This window comes from Planktophila turicensis (SeqCode) (assembly GCF_965234405.1).
In the GTDB taxonomy this organism is placed as follows: domain Bacteria; phylum Actinomycetota; class Actinomycetes; order Nanopelagicales; family Nanopelagicaceae; genus Planktophila; species Planktophila turicensis.
This window is the reverse complement of sequence record NZ_OZ248346.1, coordinates 962,254-976,769: the sequence shown is the minus strand read 5'-3', so window position 1 is coordinate 976,769 and position 14,516 is coordinate 962,254. Positions and strand designations below refer to the sequence as shown.

Below are 14,516 nucleotides of genomic sequence, written 5' to 3'. Positions count from 1 at the left end.
ATGAATAAGCAGAAGATCCACCCGGGTTGGATAGCGGCAACAGTCACTTTCTTTACTTTGATGGCCTCTGCCGGATATCGCTCTGCACCTTCTGTTCTCATCGTTCCCCTTGAAGAGGCTTTCGGTTGGTCGCGTTCTCAAATTGCAGCGGCAGTATCGATCAACGTACTTCTCTTTGGGTTAGTCGCGCCATTTGCAGCTGCTCTCATGGAGCGTTTTACAGTTCGAAAAGTTGTCATGTCTGCACTCGCACTTGTTTCACTCAGTGCAACTTCAACAATCTTTATGAATCAACCGTGGCATCTCTGGGCGCTATGGGGCGTTGGAGTTGGCGTTGGCGCAGGTTCAATGGCGTTAGTTTTCGCCGCAACAATAGCTAACAGATGGTTTGTGGCCCGTAAGGGAATTGTTATTGGTGCACTGACTGCGGCTACTGCAAGCGGCCAATTGATCTTCTTACCGATGCTTTCGCACTTTGCCGTTACCTATGGCTGGAAGAGCGTCTCAATTTCTGTCGGCACTGCTGCCGCACTCGTTATTCCGTTTATTTACTTCTTCTTAAAGGAGAGTCCTGAAGGCCTAGGAATCACTCCATATGGTGCACCGGATAATTGGCAGCCAAATGCCAAGAGCGATATGTCTGCCGGTCGCATTGCAATCGACACAATTTCTCGTGCATCCAAGTCAAAAGATTTCTGGATTCTCTTCGGAACATTCTTAGTCTGTGGGCTTTCAACAAATGGGCTGATTGGCACTCACTTCATTCCGGCTGCACACGACCATGGCATGCCGGTAACTGTCGCAGCAGGGTTATTGGCACTCATCGGTGTCTTTGATGTTATTGGAACAATATTTTCAGGGTGGCTCACTGATCGTATGGATCCACGTAAGTTGCTATTTTTCTATTACGGTCTTCGTGGTCTCTCACTCTTCTTACTGCCGTCAATTCTTTTCAGCTCACTACATCCATCAACACTGGTCTTTGTTATTTTCTATGGTTTAGATTGGGTTGCAACGGTTCCACCCACGCTCATCCTCTGCCGAATCGTGCTTGGCCCACAGCGCTCTACTGTGGTTTATGGATGGGTATTTGTGGGGCACCAGGTCGGTGCTTCAATCGCCGCATTAGGCGCAGCAATTCTTCGAGTCAAACTTGGAGACTATGCGCTCTCGTTCTACATCGCGGCCACGATGTGCTTGATTTCAGCTCTTGCAGTACTACAAATTGCAAAGGGTAAGACAGCAGCTGAGTTACGGGGTTAATGTGGAGCGCGATACAACGAATTACTACGAACTATTCGGGGGAGAAGCATTCTTCTCCGATCTAACTTCGCAGTTCTATGCCCATGTTGCAACAAATGAAATCTTGCGTCCCATGTATCCAGAATCAGATATGAAGGGCGCTGCGCGCAGATTGCAGATGTTCCTCGAGCAATACTGGGGCGGACCAACTACCTATCAAGAAGAACGCGGTCACCCTCGTCTACGGATGCGCCATGCAGGTTTTCATATCAATCCGGCTGCTCGCGATGCATGGATGTCATGCATGAAGGCGGCGGTTGATGGGATGGAGATGGAAGCAGAAGCTAAGGCAAAGTTATGGCGCTATCTGGAAGGCGCGGCAGAGCACCTCGTAAATCGTTTGGACTAATTAGCGCTTCTGAGATTTATTTCCGACAATGAGAATTTCACCATTGCGGACATACCAGAGCACATTCTTTGAATCACGTACTTGTGTAATACGAAGACCCACGCGCTCAACTTTTCCTTCAATATCTTGAACTTTGACATCATCGCCAACGCCATACTGATCTTCAATCAGCATAAAGATTCCAGAGAGCACATCGCGAACTAGTGTCTGCGCACCAAGACCAAGTGCAACACCGATAACACCAGCAGATGCAATAACAGGACCTAAGTTAAAACCGAATTCTCCAAGAATCATTCCTATTGCAATGATCCAGACAGCTGCATTAAATGTTGAACTAAAGACTGTGCCGATTGTGCGGGCACGTTCACTCTGGCGCTTTGCAGTTCCTGGGCCTGGTTTCAAATCCGCTTGAGAAAGTCGGCCGATAGCGCGATTGATGGCGCGGTGGCCGGCAAGGTGGCTGATGAAGGCGACCAGGAAGATGACTAGGACTCGAAGTGGGGCTCCGTTGAACCAATCCCAAATTGCCTGCGTACGTTCGCTCATAGGTGTTAAGGGTAGTGAAATCTTTATCTAAATTTCACCATGAAATACCCCTAAGGGGCTCGGTTTTGAGGCAATATAACCCAATCAACGCGAGCCACGCGTTGGAACCGGGGTAATGATGAACCGCACATTGGTACTCAACGCCACCTATGAACCACTAGGTGTTGTGACTGATCGACGCGCGCTTATTCTGGTTCTCAATAACCGGGCAACAATGATTGAGTCATCCGGAACAGTTCTGCATTTTGCAACTGGCCAACTCGAACTTCCGCTAGTTATTCGCCTGAACAAATTCGTGAAGATTCCATATCGCCATGCAGTTCCACTTTCACGTCGCGCAATCTTTGCTCGTGATGGCGGACGTTGCGTTTACTGCCATGCACCAGCAACTTCTATCGATCACGTTATTCCACGTTCTCGTGGTGGCGGTCACAACTGGGAGAACGTCGTTAGTGCATGCCATAAGTGCAACCATGTAAAGGCGGATAAGCCGCTGAAGGAACTTGGCTGGCGTCTACGTTCATTGCCACGCGAACCAGTGGGCGCTGCCTGGAGAATTCTCGGAACCGGTCGCACCGAATCTCGTTGGTTGCCATACCTAGAACCATTTGGCGTCTCTGCAGCAACTGCATAGACTGCGCACATGATTAAGTCACTTTCACAGGTCGCTTTACTCTCTCCAGGAATTAACCAAGAGCCAGGTGCTATGCCAGGCGAAGGTCTCACAGCTCTGCAGACATTTACCTACTTTGTTGCAGCACCAATCGCGCTCTTTGTTGTCATCTCTGTTATCGCTTGGGCGCTGACAGGCGAGAAGAAGAAGAGCACAGGCTCTTCTTCTGTCATCACCTCTATCGAGTAATTACTTATCTGCAGCGCGAGCTTTAATCGCACGAGACATCGCATCGCGACCTTCGGTCACTGAGCGGCGAAGTGCATGTGATGCATCCTTGCCAGTGACATCAAGCCAGTGCTGAGCCTTCTTCACAGTCTCTTCGCCAATTACCCATGATGGGAATAACAACGTTGCAGTTGTTTCAGCGATTTCAAAGCCCTTGGTCTCCCAGACCTTCAAGATTGCATCGAAGTACTGATCGACAAATCCAGCAAGAAGTTCGTGGTGGATATTCTCGTTAAATCCACGGCACATATATGAGTGGATTGTGTTTGAGAGGTTATCTGTCGTAATTGACTTAAAGGCAGCAACTTTTGCCTCCTTTGTTGGAAGCGCAGCGTGGGCGTAAGCGGTGTACTGCTTACCGTGAGCTGTGTTGTCCTTTGCTGACTCAGCTTCGATATCAGCCACTGTAAATACTCCGCGCTTTACGCCACAGATAAAGATGTACCAACGGATTTCAGCATCGATGACGAGACCGTTTTCGGATCCGTTAAGGATTGCCTTGAGCTTCTCCATATGTGCTGGAGTAATCGCATTGTTAGCAAATGCCTTAGCGAATTGCATCTGGTGGTCACTTGCTGGAGCTGCAGTTGCAAGCATCGCCGCTGTTGCATCAGCAACCTGTGCACGGAGTGCATCGCGCTTTGCTGGGTTTGCATATGCCCAGATAGCTGTTTCAAATTGAAGATAAGTAGCAGCGACAATTGAAATATCGCTCTCTGTCTTCAGCGCGTTCAAAGCGATTGTGACGTAGTCAGATGTTGATAGCTCGCCATCGCGACATGAATCCCAGAGCGATGCCCAGATAAGGCCGCGAGCCAGAGAATCATCCAAAGTGCCGAGGTGGCTCTTCATTGTGGCGATTGAGCGATCATCAAAGCGAAGCTTTGCGTAGGTCTGATCTTTATCGTTAATGAGAACGAGGTCAGCCAATTTCTGGCCAGCAAGTTCTGTTACTTCAGTAAGTGCACCTGCGACATCGAGTTCAACGCTGGTACGACGTGAGAGCTTGTCGCCCTTGATATCGAAGAGTCCAACGTGCAAGCGGTGCGGGCGAAGTTCCTTTGAACCAACTGGCATTGAAGGTGCTTCTTGCTTAATTGAGATTGACTTGTATGAATCGCCATCGATTTCGATAACTGGGCGAAGAGTATTTACGCCAGCTGTGCGAAGCCAGGTTGATACCCATGGAGTGAGGTCGCGACCTGATGCAGCCTCTAGCTGGTCAATGAGGTCCTTAAGAGTTGTATTTCCATATTGGTGCTTTGCAAAATACAGGCGAAGTCCCTTGATGAAGTTATCGCGACCAACATGTGCAACAAGCTGCTGAAGAACTGATGCGCCCTTCGCATAGGAAATTCCATCGAAGTTTGTACGAACTGCGTCGAGATCTTCCATTTCGGTAGCGATTGGGTGCGTAGTCGTAAGCTGATCTACGCGGTAAGCCCAGTTCTTACGGAGTGAGTTGAACTCAGTCCAAGCGTGTGTGTACTTAGTTGATTCAGAAACTGATTGATATGAAGCCCATTCGGCGAATGATTCGTTGAGCCATAGGTCTTCCCACCACTTCATAGTGACCAAGTCACCGAACCACATATGCGCCATCTCGTGGTGAATAGTTGTCGCGCGGCTGACGTAATTGCGCTCAGTTACCTTCGAGCGGAAGATCAAAACATCTTCGTGGAATGTCACGCAGCCAACGTTCTCCATTGCGCCCCAGTTGTATTCAGCAACTGCAATCTGGTCATACTTTCCAAATGGATAGGCAAGACCAAAGGTCTTCTCGAAGTAAGCAAAACCCTGCTTGGTGACTTCAAAGATATTTTCAGCATCGACATACTGGAAGAAAGATTTACGAGCATAGATTCCAAGAGGAATTGTCTTCTCGCCCTTGTACTCATCATGAACTGACTTATATGCACCTGCAACGATTGCTGTGACATAAGTAGCGATGACCTGCGATTCAGCAAATTGTGTGAACTTGCGGTCTCCATCGAGATCCTTGGTGGCTTCGATGCCGTAGTTAGAGATGACTTCCCAATGCTTTGGAGTGATTGTGCTGATCTTGAATGTTGCCTTCTGATCTGGTTGATCGAAGCAGGCATACATACGGCGAGCATCGCCAGTTTCGAACTGTGTATAGAGGTAGACCTCATCATCAGCTGGGTCTACGAAACGGTGGAGACCTTCACCTGAGTTTGAGTAAATGCCATCGTGTTCGATTTCAAGAACGTTGTCGGCAGCAATTGCAGGAAGGAAGATTGTCTCGCCATCAAATTTAGGATCGAAGTAAACGCCATTGAGCTTTGCGCTAATGACCTTGCTGCCGACGCAGTCGATGTATGTAGTTGCACCAGGTTTCAATCCAGCAAAGTGAACGACTGTCTTGACGCGGAAGTTCTCTGCGCCAGTTGTGAGGTCGAGATCGATTGAGTAGCGAGAAACCTTGATGAGTGCTGAACGTTCTGCTGCTTCAACCTGCTTGATATTTGTGCCTGGCACGATGACTCCTTATTGATGGTCTTATGAAGACTGGGGTGTTCCGATCGCCTTATCCAACCACCAACTCGCGCTCCCGTCACACGTTACGATTATGAAATGGAGCAACCATCGATTCGCAGCTATCGCATACGCGGTACGCGCATCACCGGCCCCCAGCAGAGCGCCCTCGATAAGTACTGGGGGATATATGGAATCGACTACTCCATCACCCCTATCGACCCAGCCGGGCTCTTTCCTACCTCTGACCAAATTATTCTTGAAATCGGATTTGGAATGGGAGAAGCAACTGCACTCATCGGTCGCGATTTCCCTGACACGGGTTTCCTTGCAGTGGAAGTACATAAACCAGGCATCGGCAAATTAATGGCCCGCATTGAAGAACTCGGTCTATCAAATATTCGAATTATTGAAGGCGATGCGCATCCGATTTTGCAGACGATGATTCCGGATCAATCGGTACACGGAGTGCATCTTTTCTTTCCAGATCCTTGGCCAAAGAAGAAACATAACAAGCGTCGCATTATTAATGCAGAGTTCCTCAAGCTCATTCACCCAAAGATTAAAGATGGTGGCTTCTTCCATATTGCAACCGACTGGGTTCCCTATGCCGAATACATCCAAGAAGTATTTGCGGCAAGCCCATTATTTACTGGGGGATTAGTTGAACGCCCTGAATGGCGACCAGTAACCAGATTTGAAGGACAAGGAATTACTAAAGATCATCAAGTTAACGACCTGCGATATTTCAAGTCGTAAATTATTTGGGTTTAGAGATCGCCCGTTACTTCGTAATTTCCAACCTTTTCAATGCGGCGCACATGGCGCTCATCGCCAGGAAAAGGCGTTGCAATAAAGGTGTCAATTAGTTGCTTTACAAAATCTGCCTCATGCATTCGCCCACCTACTGCGATGACATTTGCATTGTTATGTTCGCGAGCTAACTTTGCAGTTTCGATGCTCCAGACAAGAGCTGCGCGAATTCCCTTGACCTTATTTGCCGCCATCTGTTCGCCATTGCCCGAACCACCAAGGACGATGCCCATTGAAGCTGGATCTTTCGCAACAGATTCGGCGCAAGGAATACAGAAATCTGGGTAATCATCGAGAGCGTCGTATTCGTAAGGGCCGTGGTCTGTGACGTCGTGGCCATTCATTACTAGGTGGGTGATGAGTTCATTCTTGAAATCAAGGCCGGCATGATCGCTGCCGATATGAATGCGCATGCGCAATTTAAGCACGCTACCTGCGGGCAAGGAAAAACCCGCCACGCTTTCACGTGACGGGTTTTTCTACCCACGGAGTTACTACATGTCGAATCTATTTATTGCTGTTGATTACGCAGTTGGGGTTGCTGGAAGTGTGAGTGGAGCTGTTCCCATTGCGCCACCCTTTGGTCCGCCGTGTCCACGTCCACCCTTGCCACCGTGCCCACCCATTGGTCCCATAGGACGTGTTGAGTTAACTTCTTCGGTGACATGTGCAGTCAGCGTTGACTTCATTGCTGTTGCCTGCGCTGCTGTGAGCTTTCCAGCTGTTACTGCTGCATCAATGCGCTTAGTTTCATCAGCAACAAGTGCTGAGATAAGTGCATCTTTCTTTGCTCCTGCGATTGCTGCAAGAGTTTCTCCAGCCTTGAGACGTGTCTGAATTGTTGCTGAATCAATTCCGATTGTTGTCGCAATGAGTGCAAGACGTGCTGCATGATCTGCACTTGTTGGCTTTGCAGGTCGAGCAGCTTCGGCTGCTGCCTTCGCTGCATTTGCTGCTGCAGTAATTGCATCAGCTTGTGCCTGAGTGATTGTTCCCTTTGCAACGAGTGCTGTAAGAGTTGCTGCGAGATCAACTCCACGAGGTCCCTTCACTGCAGTAGTCGATGACACTCGAGTTGTCGTTGACTTTGAGGCTGCTGATGAGATTCCAACAGTTCCTGCTGTTAGTGCAAAGGTCGTAATAACGATCGTTGCTATCTTCTTCTTTGTTGACATCTGCATGTCTCCTGTCCCGTACTTTGTGTCGACACCCTCGTATCGACTTGTGAGTAATTAACCCCTCAATGCTCAAAAAGATATCCCGTTTACCTGTGAGCGGCATGCGAGTTTTTACCCCCAATCTGTGGACTGGCTACGCGTGAGCACCACAGATTCCTGAGAGAAAACTGGGGGATTTTCCGATTTCCTGACTTAAGACCCAACTTCACACTGGTTACATACCAAGGACCCGGAGGTCACCAGTGAAGTTAAATCGATTCGCAGCCATATTTGTTCTTGCTTTTCTTGCCACATCAATTCATTCGCTACCCGCAACTGCTGCAGGGCGAAGTGCTACCTCAATTCCAAACACAATTTTGAATGGCAAAGGCGCGCCAACAAGCAAGGTCGGCATCAACGGTGATTTCTACATCGATACTCGCAGTCTTTTGCTTTACGGACCTAAAGCCAGTGGTAAGTGGCCACTTCCTTCAAATCTGCAAGGACCAACTGGTGCTGCAGGTGTCAGTGGAAGCGATGGAAAAAATGGAAGTGATGGCAAGAATGGTTCTGATGGAAAGACAATTACTAATGCATCAACAACAACTGCAACATCAGGACCTGCAGGACCACAAGGAGAAAAGGGCGCGACTGGTGCAACCGGTCCCGCGGGACCTTCAGGAGCTGCAGGTGCAACCGGCCCACAAGGACCAGCGGGTGCATCGGGATCAGGTACAGGAACACCTGGACCGCAAGGTGCAACAGGTGCACAAGGAGCAACGGGTGCAACAGGACCTGCTGGTCCAACTGGCTCTACCGGTGCAACGGGAAGTGCAGGAGCAACGGGCGCAACAGGAGCTGCTGGCGCGACAGGTGCAACTGGTTCCGCAGGCCCTGCGGGAGTCTCTGAAGTGAGTGTTGTTTCAATTGCTAACTTCACGTTAAGTACTAACACTCCGTACGGTTCTACAACTTCGACCGAGTTCGGAACATTGGCAGCCAATTCCTCTTACTGGTTCCAGATATATGTTTCAGCAACAAGTTCGTCATCATTTGAATTTGGGGCTAACTTGCTTACAACGGGAGTCGCTCCGTCATTCAAAATAATCGGGAACAACTTCAAGAAGATTGGTGACTCAAGTTGGACCAATAACTACGGCTTCTTAATTATTGGAACTCTTCAAACATCAAGCAGCCCACAGGCATTCTCTGTTCGAGTAATTGATCGCCTGGCTGATACAGGCGGGAGTCCTATGGTCTTCAGCGGAACCGCATATATAGCCAAGGTCGGCAGCATTAATTAAAGATCTGGAGCGGGTGACCGGGATCGAACCGGCATGGCCAGCTTGGAAGGCTGGGGCTCTACCATTGAGCTACACCCGCGAGTGGTGCGGAGGCTGAGCGTACAGGGTGTGTAAGCGAGAGTAAAAAATTCGTCTAGACTTCCGCATGCGCCTCGGGGCGTAGCGTAGTGGCTAGCGCGCCTGCTTTGGGAGCAGGAGATCGGGAGTTCGAATCTCCCCGCCCCGACCAGAATTTCTTCAAAGCTCTGAAGCCAAAATTTTGGAGCTATCTCAATGCACATAACAAGGAGCACTTCGTGAAGAGCACTCTCGAGACACTTTCCCCAACTCGCGTTCGTTTAGATGTGAATGTTCCTTATGCAGAGATGGGTCAATATGTTGATGCTGCATACAAGCGAGTTGCTGCAACAGTAAATATTCCAGGATTCCGTAAGGGCAAAGTTCCTAACTCTATGATCGATCAGCGCGTCGGTCGCCAAGCTGTAATCGATGAAGCAATCAGCTCTGCGATTCAAGATTTCTATGTAGCTGCAGCTCGCGAGAACGATGTTCTTGTCGTAGGTCGCCCAACTGTTGATGCAATTGATTTCGTAGATAACGAGAAGCTTGATTTCTCTGTCGAAGTAAATGTTCGCCCAGATGTCACACTTCCTGATTTCTCAAAGATCACAATCACCGTCGATAACGTTGAAGTATCTGATGCTGATATCGATGAGCAGATTGACGAACTCCGCGCTCGCTTCGGAACTCTTCATACAGTCGAACGCGCAGCTAAGACAGGCGACTTTGTCACTGTCGATCTCACAGCACGTATTGATGGCGCTGAAGTAGATGGCGGCAAGGCAAATGACATTTCATACGAAGTCGGCTCAAATAAAATGATCGATAACCTCGATGAGGCACTTGTCGATATGAGCGCAGGAGATACAAAGGTATTTACAACTCAGCTCGTCGGCCAGAAGGATGACGAAAAGGGCGATGTAGAAATCAAGCTCAAGGTTGTTAAGGAGCGCGAACTCCCAGCACTCGATGATTCATTTGCAAAGCTTGCATCTGAGTTCGACACTGTTGCTGAACTTCGTGCTGATTTCACAGAGCGTCTAAGCCGAGTTAAGAAGATGGAGCAAGGCGCACAAGCTCGCGACCTTCTCGTTGAAAAGCTTCTTGCAGATCTCGATATTCCAGTCCCTGATGACATCGTCCTCGACGAAGTTAACGAGCACCTTGAAGGTGAAGGACGTATGGAAGATGCAGAACACCGCGCAGAAGTAGATGGCCAGGTTCGTGCATCAATCAAATCTGATTTCCTCTTCGACTCAATCGTGAAGGCTGAAGATGTTCAGGTAAACGAAATCGAATTAACTGAATACCTCATCCGCATGTCACAGCGCTACGGAATGGGTCCAGAGCAGTTTGCACAAGAACTTCAAAAGGCAGGACAGATCAGCCAGGTAGTTGCTGAAGTAACTCGCGCTAAGGCTCTTGCATCAGTTCTTGCTCGCATCTCTGTTGTCGATAAATCAGGCAACAAGGTCGAACTCGAAGCTCTTCGCCCAGCTGAACCTGCAGAGGTCAAGGCTGCAGACGAAGCAGTTGCTTCAGACGCTGAATAATCTTTAGCCGTAAGCGAACATCCGGCCTTTTCGAGGCAATCTGACCAATTTGGGAAGCATTTTGCTGCCGCCATTGTTAAGGTCAATACAAGTAAAACGATCGGAAGGATGACACGTGGATTTTAATAACCCACAGGACAACACAACCGTTGCCCGCTCAGCTGGTTCAGAACTCATGGGACTAGGTGATCAGATTTATAGCCGTTTGCTCCGCGAACGCATCATCTTTCTTGCAGGCGAAGTACGCGATGAAATGGCAAACGCTATTTGTGCGCAGATGCTTCTTCTAGCTGCCGAAGATCCTGAAAAAGATATCTACCTTTATATCAACTCACCTGGTGGATCAGTCACTGCAGGTATGGCGATCTACGACACCATGCATTACATCAAGAACGATGTTGCAACTGTTGCAATGGGAATGGCTGCATCAATGGGTCAGTTCTTGCTCACAGCTGGTGCTCCAGGAAAGCGTTACGCAACTCCACATGCACGCATCTTGATGCACCAACCACTTGGTGGCATCGGCGGTACAGCAACTGATATTCGTATCCAGGCAGAACAGATGGCAATTACAAAGCAGACAATGTCTGAACTCAATGCCAAGCACACTGGTCAGCCACTTGAAAAGATTATTGCCGACTCTGATCGCGACAACTGGTTCAACGCCAAGGATGCTCTCGATTACGGATTCATCGATCACATTGCAACAAACGAGGCAAGCATTGCGGGAGGTAAGAAGTAATGAAGCACATTCAGGAAATTACAAACCGCTACGTTCTTCCAACAATCGAAGAGAAGACCGCATACGGCTACAAGCGCCTCGATCCTTATACAAAGTTATTTGAAGAGCGCATCATCTTCTTGGGTCAGCCAATCGATGACACTGTTGCAAACGATGTCATGGCACAGCTCTTGACTCTCGAATCAATGGATCCAGATCGCGATATCTCGATCTACATCAACTCACCTGGTGGATCATTTACGGCGCTCACCGCTATTTATGACACTATGCAATTTGTTCGCCCTGACATCACCACCATCTGTCTCGGACAGGCAGCATCAGCTGCTGCGATCATCCTTGCGGGTGGCACAAAGGGCAAGCGTTACGGACTTGAACATTCAAGAATCCTTATCCACCAGCCATCTTCTGAAGGCGGCGGACAGGCATCTGATATCGAAATCCAGGCGCGCGAAATCATGCGTATGCGTGGATTGCTCGAAACAATGCTTGCAAAGCACTCGAATAAAACTGTTCAAGAGATTGAAAAAGATATCGAGCGCGACAAGATTCTTACCGCTGCTGAAGCAGTCGAGTACGGAATTATCGATAAGGTAATGGCTTCACGAAAGGCCAAGCCTGTCGCGTAAATAATTACTAAAGGAGCGTCGGTCTAGAAATGTTGAAGAAATATTTCGAGCCCGGCGCTCTTTTATCTTTCCCGGCATATCGGGCGCTACTCATCTCCGGAATTCTGACTGTTATTGCGATGTCCGCATTCCCTGTGGCACTCGCAGTTACCGTTCTTGATGCAGGCGGAAGTGCAACAACTCTTGGCTTAATCCTCGCGGTGCGCGTTCTCTCTGGAGTTCTGATGTCTCCTATTGGGGGAGTCTGGGTTGATCGTTTGCCTCGAAAAACAATCCTGATTCTCTCCGATGGCTTTCGCGCAATCATTGGAAGCATCGTCGTCTTTATTGATCCAGAGAACATTTCAATGTGGATCCTCGGTGCCATCGTTGTCTTAATGGGAATAAGTGATGCATTCGGTGGGCCCGCTTCTGGTGCAATTATGCCGAGCATCTTGCCCGATCATTTATTGCCAGCTGGAAATGTTGTTAAGGGAATTGCATTTAAAGGTTCAACTATTGCAGGACCAGGCGTTGCAGGAATCATCGTTGTATCTCTCGGAACGCATGCAACGTATGTCGCGACCTCAATCTTCTTCCTGGTTGGCGCAGCTCTTCTATTTCGCATCAATGAAGGCGCGAAAGTAGCTTCAGAGAATCCACAGACGACTTTTGTTGAAGAGATTCGCGAAGGCCTAAGCGTTGTCTGGTACTACAAGTGGATTGCCGCCATGATCCTTATGGCATCAATTCAATTGATGATGGTTATAGGTGTCGAAAATGTTCTGCTTCCAGTAATCACAAAGCGAGATTTTGGAACCGCATCTGTTTATGCAACATCGGCAGCGCTATTTAGCGCAGGCGGTGCAATCTCTGCAGTCATTTGTATAAAAGCTAAGGTAAAGAATCCCGGCCTTGTCTCTGTTGTCGTGTGGGGACTCTTCGTACTCGCACCGCTAGTCCTGGCATTTCCAAATTCCAGGACCGTTATCTTTATTGCATATTTCATCGCCGGATTCTCTGTAGGTCCTTGGGAAGCATTCTGGGCAACTCAGGTGCAACGTGAAGTGCCACCTGAATATCAAGGGCGCGTTTTTGCAATTGATTACATGGGTTCACTTGGGCTGATGCCTCTTGGAATGGCACTTGCCGGTCCGATGGTCAATCTCTTCGGTGAGAGCGAACTCCTTATCGGCGTTGCCGTTTTCCACTTATTTATCTGCGCAGTAGTTCTCTTGGTACCCGGAGTTAAAGAGATGAAGTCAACGCGTCCGCCGTACTCTCCACGCAATCCAATTTCTTCTTAGGGCGAACAAAGTCGAGCCTGATTCAGGCCACATAACGCAGGCTCGAAAACTATTCTTTACCCATGTCCACACGTATCGGCGAAGCAAATGACCTCCTCAAATGTTCTTTCTGCGGAAAGACTCAGAAGCAGGTTAAGAAACTCATCGCCGGACCTGGCGTCTATATCTGCGACGAATGTATCGAGCTCTGTAACGAGATCATCGTTGAAGAACTCTCTGAAGCAACTTCACTCGGATTAAGCGAACTTCCAAAGCCACAAGCAATCTTCGAATTCCTCGATCAGTATGTCATCGGTCAAGACCGTGCAAAGAAATCACTTTCTGTCGCCGTCTACAACCATTACAAGCGCGTTCAATCTGGCGACTCACGTAACGAAGACGGAATCGAATTAGCAAAGTCAAACATTCTTCTCTTGGGTCCAACTGGTTGCGGTAAGACTCTGATGGCGCAAACTCTTGCCCGTATGCTCAACGTTCCTTTTGCTATTGCAGATGCAACGGCGCTCACCGAAGCAGGTTACGTCGGTGAAGATGTTGAAAACATTCTTCTCAAGCTTCTGCAGGCAGCGGATTACGATGTTAAGAAAGCTGAAACGGGAATCATCTACATCGATGAAATCGATAAGGTTGCACGCAAATCTGAGAACCCATCAATTACTCGCGATGTTTCGGGTGAAGGCGTTCAGCAAGCCCTTCTTAAGATTCTTGAAGGAACAGTTGCATCCGTTCCACCACAGGGCGGACGTAAGCACCCACACCAAGAATTTATTCAGATTGATACAACCAACGTTCTCTTTATTGTCGGTGGCGCATTTGCTGGTCTTGACAAGATCATCGAAGCGCGCAGTGGTTCACAAGGCGTAGGTTTTGGTGCAGAACTTCAGACTGCAGAGGATAAGAACCGTCGCGATATCTTCGCTGATGTTATGCCTGAAGATCTTTTGAAGTTTGGAATGATTCCAGAATTCATTGGTCGCCTTCCAGTATTAACTAGCGTTGAAAATCTTGATAAGCCTGCACTCATGCAGATCCTTACCGAGCCAAAGAACGCTCTCGTAAAGCAGTATCAGAAGCTCTTTGATCTCGATGATGTACAGCTCGAATTCTCAGCAGATGCACTCGATGCGATTGCAGATCTCGCGCTCAATCGCGGCACTGGTGCACGTGGCCTTCGCGCGATCATGGAGTCAGCACTTCTTGGCGTTATGTATGACGTCCCAAGCCGTACCGATATTGCAAAGGTCATCATTGAAAAGGAGTGCATCGAATCCAATGCAGCTCCAACTTTGGTGCCTCGCACAGGTGATATTCCAAAGCGCGCATCACGTCGCGACAAGTCTTCTGAGGAGAAAAGCGCCTAGTTAGTTCGCGCCTTCTTGTT

At 48.7% G+C, this 14,516-nt stretch carries 15 protein-coding genes and 2 tRNA genes; 12 read left to right on the top strand and 5 right to left on the bottom strand.

The genetic code is table 11. From position 1 onward, the window contains the following. Together AC8GFK_RS04980 and AC8GFK_RS04975 are read left to right on the top strand one after the other, a co-directional pair. The gene (locus tag AC8GFK_RS04980) at positions 1–1,263 is read left to right on the top strand and encodes an MFS transporter (protein ID WP_506624897.1); all 1,263 of its coding nucleotides are present in this window, start codon (positions 1–3) and stop codon (positions 1,261–1,263) included. 1 nt (position 1,264) lies between these two features. Further along, entirely contained in the window at positions 1,265–1,651 is a 387-nt protein-coding gene (locus tag AC8GFK_RS04975) for a globin (protein WP_506624896.1), read from the top strand. On the opposite strand, the gene AC8GFK_RS04970 is transcribed toward AC8GFK_RS04975, so the two are convergent. Further along, on the bottom strand, positions 1,652–2,197 hold the full coding sequence (locus AC8GFK_RS04970; RefSeq protein WP_506624895.1) for a mechanosensitive ion channel family protein: 546 nt from the start codon (positions 2,195–2,197) through the stop codon (positions 1,652–1,654). A 118-nt stretch (positions 2,198–2,315) separates the two neighbouring features. Here AC8GFK_RS04970 and AC8GFK_RS04965 point away from each other — a divergent pair, with 118 nt between their 5' ends. After that, complete coding sequence (locus tag AC8GFK_RS04965) at positions 2,316–2,831, top strand: HNH endonuclease (protein WP_095674188.1); 516 nt, start codon at positions 2,316–2,318, stop codon at positions 2,829–2,831. Between the two features lie 9 nt (positions 2,832–2,840). After that, the gene (locus AC8GFK_RS04960) at positions 2,841–3,059 is read left to right on the top strand and encodes a hypothetical protein (protein WP_095673790.1); all 219 of its coding nucleotides are present in this window, start codon (positions 2,841–2,843) and stop codon (positions 3,057–3,059) included. Here the strand turns inward: AC8GFK_RS04960 and pepN are convergent, their stop codons facing one another. Continuing rightward, positions 3,060–5,597, bottom strand: coding sequence for an aminopeptidase N (pepN, locus tag AC8GFK_RS04955; RefSeq protein WP_506624894.1), 2,538 nt, complete (start codon positions 5,595–5,597; stop codon positions 3,060–3,062). It abuts the gene before it with no gap. A gap of 96 nt (positions 5,598–5,693) precedes the next feature. Here pepN and trmB point away from each other — a divergent pair, with 96 nt between their 5' ends. Beyond that, positions 5,694–6,353, top strand: a complete 660-nt coding sequence (gene trmB / locus AC8GFK_RS04950; RefSeq protein ID WP_506624893.1) for a tRNA (guanosine(46)-N7)-methyltransferase TrmB — start codon at positions 5,694–5,696, stop codon at positions 6,351–6,353. Between the two features lie 11 nt (positions 6,354–6,364). On the opposite strand, the gene AC8GFK_RS04945 is transcribed toward trmB, so the two are convergent. Continuing rightward, positions 6,365–6,820, bottom strand: coding sequence for a ribose-5-phosphate isomerase (locus tag AC8GFK_RS04945; protein ID WP_506624892.1), 456 nt, complete (start codon positions 6,818–6,820; stop codon positions 6,365–6,367). Positions 6,821–6,931: 111 nt separating this feature from the next. Beyond that, positions 6,932–7,582, bottom strand: coding sequence for a hypothetical protein (locus AC8GFK_RS04940; RefSeq protein WP_506624891.1), 651 nt, complete (start codon positions 7,580–7,582; stop codon positions 6,932–6,934). 245 nt (positions 7,583–7,827) lie between these two features. Here AC8GFK_RS04940 and AC8GFK_RS04935 point away from each other — a divergent pair, with 245 nt between their 5' ends. Further along, positions 7,828–8,868, top strand: coding sequence for a hypothetical protein (locus AC8GFK_RS04935; RefSeq protein ID WP_506624890.1), 1,041 nt, complete (start codon positions 7,828–7,830; stop codon positions 8,866–8,868). A 5-nt stretch (positions 8,869–8,873) separates the two neighbouring features. On the opposite strand, the gene AC8GFK_RS04930 is transcribed toward AC8GFK_RS04935, so the two are convergent. Then, positions 8,874–8,947, bottom strand: a tRNA-Gly gene (locus AC8GFK_RS04930). A gap of 74 nt (positions 8,948–9,021) precedes the next feature. Between AC8GFK_RS04930 and AC8GFK_RS04925 the strand changes: the two genes are divergently transcribed. The 6 genes from AC8GFK_RS04925 (at position 9,022) to clpX (ending at position 14,496) form a co-directional block, all read left to right on the top strand. After that, positions 9,022–9,097: transfer RNA gene (locus AC8GFK_RS04925), tRNA-Pro, on the top strand. A 67-nt stretch (positions 9,098–9,164) separates the two neighbouring features. After that, positions 9,165–10,481 carry a trigger factor gene (gene tig / locus AC8GFK_RS04920; protein ID WP_190276989.1) on the top strand — a complete coding sequence of 439 codons (1,317 nt, stop codon included), beginning with the start codon at positions 9,165–9,167 and terminating at the stop codon, positions 10,479–10,481. A gap of 175 nt (positions 10,482–10,656) precedes the next feature. Further along, positions 10,657–11,223 (top strand): ATP-dependent Clp protease proteolytic subunit, encoded by a 567-nt coding sequence (locus tag AC8GFK_RS04915; protein WP_095674187.1) that lies wholly within the window; start codon positions 10,657–10,659, stop codon positions 11,221–11,223. Then, positions 11,223–11,849, top strand: coding sequence for an ATP-dependent Clp protease proteolytic subunit (locus AC8GFK_RS04910; protein ID WP_506624889.1), 627 nt, complete (start codon positions 11,223–11,225; stop codon positions 11,847–11,849). Before AC8GFK_RS04915 ends, AC8GFK_RS04910 begins: the two co-directional genes overlap by 1 nt. A gap of 29 nt (positions 11,850–11,878) precedes the next feature. After that, positions 11,879–13,135, top strand: coding sequence for an MFS transporter (locus tag AC8GFK_RS04905; RefSeq protein ID WP_506624888.1), 1,257 nt, complete (start codon positions 11,879–11,881; stop codon positions 13,133–13,135). Between the two features lie 62 nt (positions 13,136–13,197). Then, entirely contained in the window at positions 13,198–14,496 is a 1,299-nt protein-coding gene (gene clpX, locus AC8GFK_RS04900; RefSeq protein ID WP_506624887.1) for an ATP-dependent Clp protease ATP-binding subunit ClpX, read from the top strand. The last annotated feature ends 20 nt before the right edge of the window (positions 14,497–14,516 follow it).

Bases quoted from the DNA above. Each gene is read 5' to 3' on its own strand.
- AC8GFK_RS04980 (WP_506624897.1), top strand. From the start codon at position 1: ATGAATAAGCAGAAGATCCACCCGGGTTGGATAGCGGCAACAGTCACT.
- AC8GFK_RS04970 (WP_506624895.1), bottom strand. From the start codon at position 2,197: ATGAGCGAACGTACGCAGGCAATTTGGGATTGGTTCAACGGAGCCCCA.
- AC8GFK_RS04965 (WP_095674188.1), top strand. From the start codon at position 2,316: ATGAACCGCACATTGGTACTCAACGCCACCTATGAACCACTAGGTGTT.
- AC8GFK_RS04960 (WP_095673790.1), top strand. From the start codon at position 2,841: ATGATTAAGTCACTTTCACAGGTCGCTTTACTCTCTCCAGGAATTAAC.
- trmB (WP_506624893.1), top strand. From the start codon at position 5,694: ATGGAGCAACCATCGATTCGCAGCTATCGCATACGCGGTACGCGCATC.
- AC8GFK_RS04945 (WP_506624892.1), bottom strand. From the start codon at position 6,820: ATGCGCATTCATATCGGCAGCGATCATGCCGGCCTTGATTTCAAGAAT.
- AC8GFK_RS04940 (WP_506624891.1), bottom strand. From the start codon at position 7,582: ATGTCAACAAAGAAGAAGATAGCAACGATCGTTATTACGACCTTTGCA.
- AC8GFK_RS04915 (WP_095674187.1), top strand. From the start codon at position 10,657: ATGGGACTAGGTGATCAGATTTATAGCCGTTTGCTCCGCGAACGCATC.
- AC8GFK_RS04910 (WP_506624889.1), top strand. From the start codon at position 11,223: ATGAAGCACATTCAGGAAATTACAAACCGCTACGTTCTTCCAACAATC.
- AC8GFK_RS04905 (WP_506624888.1), top strand. From the start codon at position 11,879: ATGTTGAAGAAATATTTCGAGCCCGGCGCTCTTTTATCTTTCCCGGCA.
- clpX (WP_506624887.1), top strand. From the start codon at position 13,198: ATGTCCACACGTATCGGCGAAGCAAATGACCTCCTCAAATGTTCTTTC.